Source organism: Pseudomonas sp. CGJS7 (genome assembly GCF_036961695.1).
On the sequence record NZ_JBAMDI010000089.1, the window covers coordinates 37,924 to 46,792 of the forward strand.

Below are 8,869 nucleotides of genomic sequence, written 5' to 3' on the forward strand. Positions count from 1 at the left end.
AGTAGGCTCGTATTCATCGAGCTATTACACAAACGAACTGGACCAAAGATATCCAGGTCAAACTTCAGAAGCCGACAAATCGCATACGAGCAGCCGACGGAACGAACTTCATGGCAAAGCGCAAAGACACTCCAACGGAACACGTCTTCAAGGTAAGCACTGGCTTAAAAGACCTGATCGGGCGAGAGCTAATAACTGATGATTTCGTTGCCGTTTTCGAGCTGGTAAAAAATTCGTTCGACGCGCACGCGAACTCAGTACATCTAATATTCGATGAAGACCGAATAATAATATCGGACAATGGCAAGGGAATGTCGCGAAATGACATACTCGACAAATGGCTATTTGTCGCGTATTCCGCAAAACGCGACGGCACGGAAGACGTTGATTACAGGGACCGAATTGAAGACAGGAATCGCCCTTTTGCTGGAGCTAAAGGCGTTGGTAGATTCTCATGCGATCGATTGGGCCGAGAACTAGTTCTGAGCTCTAAATCCAAAACCTCTCCGGTCCAGAATCTTTTAGTTAACTGGACTGACTTTGAGAGAGACCATCTTGAAGAGTTTTCAAACGTCGGGGTAAAGCTTTGGGAATCGGCAGATTATCCTGACCCGGCGTCGAGAAAAATGAAGGGCGGGACGATCTCAGGCACGACATTGGAAATTAATGGATTAAGGACCTTATGGGATCGCGACAAACTCAAGTCACTTAAAAGAGAGCTAAGCAAGCTAATAGATCCGTTCTCGGGGACTTTGTCTAGATTTTCTATATCCATTAGCGCACCTGCTGAGAAAAAAGCAGATGCGATAGATCGTCAACATAACGAAGAACTCGAAAGTGATGACGGGGCACGCCTATTGGTAAACGGGCCTGTCACAAACCCCATCATTGATGTGCTTGCCACAAGGACTACTTCTATCGAAGCAGTCCTCACAGATGATGGGAAGTCGATAGAATCAACGCTGGAAGACCGCGGGCAGATCATTTATAAAATAAGAGAAACCAATCCTTACCCGCTCTTAGAGCTTTCACAGATTCGTGCAAATTTATATTTTCTAAATAGAAGCGCAAAGTATGTATTCGCCAGACGCATGGGCTTGCCATCTGTCCAGTTCGGCTCGGTTTTCTTATTCAGAAATGGATTCCGCATCTTCCCCATCGGAGCGGAGGATGATGATTTCTTTGGCTTAAATCGCCGGAAGCAACAAGGGCAAAGACGATTTCTGGGTGGTCGCGATCTAATCGGAAGGGTTGATATTCACGGCGCAGAAGGATTCGATGAGGCCACCAGTCGAAATCAGGGATTAATTCGAACTCCTAATGTAGAGGAGCTGATAGATTTTGTTCGAGACAAATGCGTTAAGCGCCTCGAAAGATACGTGGTCGACATCACCTGGAAGGATACTTTCGATAAAGATCTCGAAACCCCAGAACGCATGCTACTTGACCAAAGTAGCGCGCGAATTGCGCAACTGGTTTCTAAACTAGCCGCAACTGAGGGCGTAGATCTAGTCCACTATAATCCTGACATCGTTCGAATTGTCGATGAAAAATCGCAAGAGTTTGAGTCCTCACTCCGAGCTCTTGAATTATTAGCTGATAGAACTGGCGATGAAGGCCTTCTAGCGAAAGTAGATCAAGCTCGAGCGAGGCTGGCAATTCTTGAAGCTGCAGAGAAGGAGGCGCGTGAGGCCGAGCAACGAGCAGAAGCTAGGGCAGCTCGCGCCGAGAGCGCGGCTGCAACCGCCGAGGCAAGGTATTCGAGCGAAGTTGAGAGAAATAAATTCCTTATAGCGGCTTCTACGTTAGACCAAGACACCATTCTCAACCTTCATCACCAGATAATTATTCACGCCGCGGACGTACATAACGAGATAAAATTACTCCTAACGAAAATACGCACTGGAAGCGAGCTCACGACACACGAGTTATCTGACGCATTAGAAAGGATTTTTTATCGAAACAGCCAAATACTGACCGCAGCCAAATTCGCAACCAAAGGGGGGTACAAACAGCAATCATCTGAAATTAGCGACAACTTACCATTGTACATACAGGATTACGTTGACAGCATCGCCAGCCTGTGGTCACGAAAAATTGCAATTCGCGCCGAATGGGACGGGACACCATTCACCAGGAAATTCAAGCCAATTGACATTGGAATATTAATTGACAACATTACTTCCAACGCAGAAAAGAACGGTGCGTCTACTATCACTCTCAGCATTAGAGTGATTAAGGGAGCAAGAGGCGCGCTCGAATTGAATGTCACTGATGACGGAGACGGATGGCCTGACTCAATAAAGCCATTAGAGCGAGTCTTTGAAAAAGGAGTAACGTCTAAAACGACCGGCTCCGGATTAGGGCTCTTTCATGTCCGCCAAATTATCGAGGGGATGGGTGGTACGATCGAAGCGTTAGCGCAGGCTTCAGCTGATAACTACGGCGCCCACCTGAGAATGAGACTGCCACAATGAAAATGGAATTTCGGCTGTTAGTAATCGATGATGAGCCGGAAAGTGCTCAAGCAGCAATACAAGCCCTGAAGCTTCACTTAAACAATCTCGGCTTCAGCTTAAAAATTGAATCTGCAAAAGATCTGTCCGACAACGGCCTCCGAACGCTCACTCGAAATCTCGGGAAAGATTTTGACTTGGTCCTGATCGACTACGCGCTTGGCACTGATGTCAATGGATCAGATGCAGCAGCCCACATGCGGCGAAGCATGCCGTATACAGACATTATCTTCTTCTCGTCTGACGCCGGGAATCAATTGATAATTAAACTGGCCGATAAAGGCGTATCGGGCGTATTTGTCAGTCATCGCACCGAGCTCATTGATACCCTCACGGGCGTCGCCGACACGATAATTAAAAAAGCCATTGATCTAAATCATATGCGCGGCATCGCGATGGCCGAAGTCGCAGAATTTGATGTTTTGCTACAAGAGTTACTATTGCACATCTACGCATATGATCCGGAGATTTTTCCGGGCGAGGCCGAAAAACTCCTCGGAATGGTACAGGGAAGCTCTAATAGAATAGTTGACCGGCTTACCCCATTGCTATCCAGCAAAGACATAATCGCCATCATAGCGGACGGAAGCATTTTCTCTTCTCACCACAAATATAATGGAACAAGAGAATTAGCTAAAGCGCTCCCTTTTCCACCCAAGGAGCACCTCCGTACCCTTGCGCCGTACGGTGACGCCATATTAAAAAAGAGAAATATCCTTGCCCATGCGAAAGAGGAGCTAGACGCGAATGGAGAGACAATTCTTCGATCCGTCGTTCACGGCGAACCTCCTGTGCGAATTGATGAGCAGTGGATGACTGATTTTAGAAAGGATCTTAAAATATACAGAGTGGCTCTTGAAACAATATGCCAACAGGTCCGCGATCATTCAACAGCGGTATTAACGGCTAGAGGCTGAGACTCCAGCAATCTGTATCAGCGCCAAACCGAGCTGCTCTGCCAGCAATGGCGGAACGGCATTAGCCACCTGAGTAAACCTTGGGACTTCGCTTCGTCGTAAATGCCCCCCGGAAGTATATTTCCCCTTGAACGCGAACCAGTCAGGAAATGTTTGCAGCCTGGCATTTTCGCGAACGGTTAGCGTTCTAGGCTCAGAATAATGCAAGAGATCGTCTGGCAGACTCGTTACCGTTGGAGCATGCTTCAGTGGGTCGAGCACTCTAATTGCCATTTTCTTCAAGCCAAATTTGGCCTTAACCTCCGCGGACAGACTCGTCGCAAGCCTGCCATCTTCGTTACAAATGCGAATTATTTCAGAGAATCGCGCTTTGATATCATCTCGATGACGAGCCAGGCGCGTATCAGTAGGAGCGCCAACACTACTGTCTCGCAGGTACCGTTGATAAGATGTTCGCGGCCCCTTATAGAGAATCTCGTCAAATCCCGGGCATTCCATAGAAGGCCCGATGCCATTTCCCTTTATTTCTAAATCGCTGAGGACATCCCTGGATGCGGGCTGCAATGGCACCCCCCGATCCTTTAAGAATCGGACGCGATTACCCGCGAGTTTTGGGAAAAACTCTTCGACCCGCACATTTGCGGCAATGTCTTTTCTCACGCCTAAAAGAATGAATCTGGGGCGCGACTGCGGCACGCCGTATTCATTTGCGCGAAGAATTGCGGTAGTAACCTCATAGTTCTTACTTAGGCGATCCTCTAGTGTCTCGGCAAAATTCTCAATTTGCCCCTTTTTCTTAATTTTGAAGCTTGCTTTAAAACCTCGGACATTTTCAACCAGAACAAACTTAGGCTGTAGGATGTCTACAAGAGCCAAGTAATCCTTAAACAATTGGTTCCGCGGGTCATCCACGTTTCTGCGACCTGCATGAGAGAACCCCTGACACGGAGGCCCTCCTGCTAAAAGGTCGACTTTGCCTTGCATGGCCCGCAGGTCTATCTTCTTTTTTCTAAGCAGCTCAGTGATTGACCATGGTTTAATCTCGATCTGTGCAGGCCATTGATATTTCAGTCCTGGCCGATGCAGTAGGTTGCTAGATAGCGTCTCGAAGGCAAATGCATCTTTTTCAACAGCGAATAGCCCCCTCCAGCCCGCTCGCTTAAGGCCCAAGCTCAGCCCTCCACAGCCAGCGAATACGTCAACAAACGTAGGCCTATCGTTTTTTGTTTTTCGAGTCATTGGCAGGGGCCAGATTTCATTCTTCGCATCATATTGCAAGATACTGGAAGAGACGAAGCACTAACGCTCAATCTGATACAACTTGGGCAAGCCGCGCTACGGCCGAGATACCGAATGCCGGATTTCCTGACCCCAGATGAACGTTCTCAGCGAATGGCGCGTATTCGATCGAAGGACACTAAGCCTGAGCTAGCACTTCGAAGAGTACTTCATCGCCTTGGACTGAGGTATCGACTGGGGGGCTCCGGCTTGCCCGGCAGCCCCGACCTGATACTTCCAAGGTACAAGGTGGCCATCTTTGTTCACGGCTGTTTTTGGCACAGGCACGCCAACTGCAAGGTGGCAAGCACTCCAAAGAGCAATACTGAGTACTGGCAAAAAAATTTGATACCAATGTTGCGCGCGACGCCAACGCCATTGGCCGTCTCGATGCACTAGGCTGGCGGACCTACATCGTCTGGGAGTGCGAACTCACATCACAATCCAAGGCGGAGGCAAGCGGAAAGTTGCTTGCTTCGGTGATAAGACAAGACAGATCAGAACGCATATCCAAGAACGAGGCATAGCAAAAAAGGCAGCGCAAGCTGCCTTTTTCTTATTGCTGCCTCAAACCCCCAACGGATTCGGCTTCTCCACATCAATCTTGTACTGCTTAATAGCCCGCGCCACATCCTTCCCAGTCATCTTCCCCTCCGCCGCCAGCGCCGCAATGGCCGCATGGGCGATGTAGTACCGATCAACCTCGAAGTGACGCCGCAAGTTCGCGCGCGTATCCGACCGCCCGAACCCATCCGTACCCAGCACCGTGTAACGCATCGGCACGAACGCCCGCACCTGCTCCGGATACACACGAATGTAGTCGGTCGCAGCGATCGCCGGGCCCTGACGGCCTTCCAGCAGTTCAGTGATGTAAGGCTTCCGCGGCGTCTTCGCCTCAGGATTGAAGCGATTCCAACGCTCAGCGTCGGTAGCATCGCGCGCAAGTTCGTTGAAGCTCGGGCACGACCAGATGTCCGCGGTCACGCCGAAGTCCTTATCCAACAACTCCGCCGCGGCGATGGCTTCGCGCAGGATCGTGCCGCTGCCCATCAGTTGCACGCGCAGTTCGCCCTTCTTCGGCTTGCCGGCGTCCTTCAACAAATACATGCCCTTGATGATCCCCTCCGCACTGCCTTCCGGCATGTCCGGGTGCGGGTAGTTTTCGTTCATCAGGGTTAGGTACCAGTACTCGTCCTGCTGCTCGGTCAGCATGCGCTGCATGCCGTGTTGCAGCAGGGTCACGACTTCGTAGCTGAAGGTGGGGTCGTAGCTGCGGCAGTTCGGGATCAGGCCGGCCTGGACCATGCTGTGGCCGTCTTCGTGTTGCAGGCCTTCGCCGTTCAAGGTGGTGCGGCCGGCGGTGGCGCCGAGCAGGAAGCCGCGGGCGCGCATGTCGGCGGCTTGCCAGGCGCTGTCGCCGATGCGTTGGAAGCCGAACATCGAGTAGTAGATGTAGAACGGCAGCATCTGCAGGTCGTTGGTGCTGTAGCTGGTCGCCGCAGCCAGCCACGAGGCGAAGGCGCCGGCTTCGGTGATGCCTTCTTCCAGTACTTGGCCGGTGGTGTCTTCGCGGTAGTACATCAGTTGGTCGCGGTCGACCGGCTTGTACTTCTGGCCGTGCGGGGCGTAGATGCCGAGTTGGCGGAACAGGCCTTCCATGCCGAAGGTGCGGGCTTCGTCGGCCACGATGGGGACGATGCGCGGGCCTACTTGTTTGTCGCGCAAGGCGATATTGAGGGCTTGCACGAACGACATGGTGGTGCTGATTTCGCGCTCGCCGGTGCTCTTGAGCAGGCGGTCGTAGGCTTCCAGCTTGGGCACGTCCAGCGAGGTGCTGGCTTTGCGGCGGCGCTGCGGCAGGTAGCCGCCGAGCGCTTTGCGGCGCTCGTGCATGTATTCGACTTCCGGCGATTTTTCGCCGGGGTGGAAGAACGGGACGGCGCCGTCCTTCAGTTGTTCGTCGGTGACGGGGATGTTGAAGCGGTCGCGGAACAGGCGGACGGCTTCGTCGTCCATCTTCTTGGTGCCGTGGGTCGGGTTGAGCGATTCGCCCGACGCGCCCATGCCGTAGCCCTTGACCGTCTTGGCCAGGATCACGGTGGGCATGCCCTTGGTGTTTACCGCTTCGTGGTAGGCGGCGTAGACCTTGTGCGGGTCGTGGCCGCCGCGGTTGAGGCGCCAGATGTCTTCGTCGGACAGGTTGGCGACCAGTGCGGCGGTTTCGGGGTATTTGCCGAAGAAGTTGTCGCGGGTGTATTTGCCGCCGAAGGCTTTGCAGTTCTGGTATTCGCCGTCGACGGTTTCCATCATCAGTTGGCGCAGCTTGCCGGTGGTGTCGCGCGCCAGCAGCGGATCCCAGTAGCTGCCCCAGACGGTCTTGATGACGTTCCAGCCGGCGCCGCGGAATTGGCCTTCCAGCTCTTGGATGATCTTGCCGTTGCCGCGCACCGGGCCGTCGAGGCGCTGCAGGTTGCAGTTGATGACGAAGATCAGGTTGTCCAGGCCTTCGCGGCCGGCGACGGAGATGGCGCCGAGGGATTCGGGTTCGTCCGTTTCGCCGTCGCCGAGGAAGGCCCAGACCTTGCGGTCGGACTTCGGCATCAGGCCGCGGCCTTCCAGGTATTTCCAGTTGCGCGCCTGGTAGATGGCGCTGATCGGGCCCAGGCCCATCGACACGGTCGGGACTTGCCAGTAATCGGGCATCAGCCACGGGTGCGGGTAGGAGCTGACGCCGCGGCCGTCGACTTCCATGCGGAAGTTGTCGATCTGCGATTCGCTGATGCGGCCTTCCAGGAACGAGCGAGCGTAGATGCCGGGGGAGCTGTGGCCTTGCACGCCGATGAGGTCGCCGGGGTGGGCGTCGGACGGGGCGCGCCAGAAGTGGTTGAAGCCGACGTCGTACAGGGTCGCGGCGGAGGCGAAGCTGGCGATGTGGCCGCCGAGGTCGCCGGGTTTGCGGTTGGCGCGCACGACCATGGCCATGGCGTTCCAGCGGATCAGCGAGCGGATCCGCCATTCCATCGCGTTGTCGCCGGGGCTCTTGGCCTCCAGGTGCGCGGGGATGGTGTTGATGTATTCGGTGGTGGGCTGGAACGGCAGGTGGGCGCCGGCGCGGCGGGTGACCTCGACCATGCCTTCCAGCAATTGGTGGGCGCGCTCGGCGCCGTCGCGGGCGATGACGGCCTGGACGGATTCGACCCATTCCTGGGTTTCGGTGGGATCGGGGTCGTTCTGCAGCAGGTCGTGCAGGGAGCTGGCAAGCGGCTGGTTCATCTATCTCGCGGCCCCGTGGCCGCGCCTCGAATGTTGGGGGGCGGATTAGAGCGTCGAGTCTAACAAACGGGGGTGGGGGTTCGGCTTGCTTTGGGTGGTCGGTGGGGTGGGATAGTTCGTATTGGCTACGGGGTGGGTGTGGATACGCGGGCGTGTGGTGGTTGCGCCGGTGGGCGGGGTGGCGTGGTCGCGGCTTGCGCCGCTCCTACAGGTAGCCTAGGTGGGTCCGAAGCCCTTGTAGGAGCGGCGCGAGCCGCGACCGCGACAATTCGGCAGCCGGCGCTACACACCTTCCGGGCTTAATCCGACCCATCGCGGCGGCTTTTCCCGATTTGGCCTCAGCTTGCCGCGCGCGACGCTGCGGCCATGGACGAATCGATGGCGACTGCGCCGATTCGCGGCCATGCGGCGTTACGTCGCGGTCGGGTTTCGGAGGCGCAACGGATTTATTTGCTGACCTTTGCGACGGAGGGGCGCATCGCGTGGTTCTCGAACGCGCGGCTGGCCGAGGCGACGGTGGCGGCGTTCGTGGACTCGCGGTCCTGGCAACGTTCGACCTTGCTGGCGTGGGTGCTGATGCCGGACCACTGGCACGGCGTGATCGAGCTGGGGCCGGACGAATCGCTGCCGGCGTTGATTCGGCAACTCAAGTGCTCAAGTTCGCGGCGTGTGCGCGCGGCCATGGCCGGGACGGTGCCTTGGGCGATCTGGGCGCGGGCGTATCACGATCGGGCGTTGCGTAAGGATGAGGGGTTGTTGCCGATGGCGCGGTATGTGGTGATGAATCCGGTGCGTGCGGGGTTGGTGGAGCGGGTGCGGGAGTATCCGTACTGGGATGCGGTTTGGGCGCAGCGGCGGGTTGCGGTCCCGGCGGAGGGTTGCGCG

At 55.2% G+C, this 8,869-nt stretch carries 6 protein-coding genes; 4 read left to right on the plus strand and 2 right to left on the minus strand.

Annotated features, from left to right (window positions below; genetic code table 11):
• Window positions 1–110: 110 nt before the first annotated feature.
• Window positions 111–2,477, plus strand: coding sequence for an ATP-binding protein (locus V7787_RS36590; protein WP_336092392.1), 2,367 nt, complete (start codon window positions 111–113; stop codon window positions 2,475–2,477).
• Complete coding sequence (locus V7787_RS36595; protein ID WP_336092394.1) at window positions 2,474–3,433, plus strand: response regulator; 960 nt, start codon at window positions 2,474–2,476, stop codon at window positions 3,431–3,433. The genes V7787_RS36590 and V7787_RS36595 overlap by 4 nt, the downstream gene beginning before the upstream one ends.
• Here the strand turns inward: V7787_RS36595 and V7787_RS36600 are convergent.
• Window positions 3,416–4,672 carry a DNA cytosine methyltransferase gene (locus tag V7787_RS36600; protein WP_336092396.1) on the minus strand — a complete coding sequence of 419 codons (1,257 nt, stop codon included), beginning with the start codon at window positions 4,670–4,672 and terminating at the stop codon, window positions 3,416–3,418. The two genes, V7787_RS36595 and V7787_RS36600, sit on opposite strands and share 18 nt — an antisense overlap.
• Window positions 4,673–4,825: 153 nt before the next feature.
• Here V7787_RS36600 and V7787_RS36605 point away from each other — a divergent pair, with 153 nt between their 5' ends.
• Window positions 4,826–5,110 (plus strand): very short patch repair endonuclease, encoded by a 285-nt coding sequence (locus V7787_RS36605; protein ID WP_336092401.1) that lies wholly within the window; start codon window positions 4,826–4,828, stop codon window positions 5,108–5,110.
• Window positions 5,111–5,278: 168 nt separating this feature from the next.
• Here V7787_RS36605 and aceE read toward each other — a convergent pair whose 3' ends face one another.
• Window positions 5,279–7,984, minus strand: a complete 2,706-nt coding sequence (aceE, locus tag V7787_RS36610) for a pyruvate dehydrogenase (acetyl-transferring), homodimeric type (protein WP_336092397.1) — start codon at window positions 7,982–7,984, stop codon at window positions 5,279–5,281.
• 366 nt (window positions 7,985–8,350) lie between these two features.
• Between aceE and V7787_RS36615 the strand changes: the two genes are divergently transcribed.
• A partial coding sequence (locus tag V7787_RS36615; RefSeq protein WP_336092399.1) for an REP-associated tyrosine transposase occupies window positions 8,351–8,869 on the plus strand: 519 nt, incomplete at its 3' end.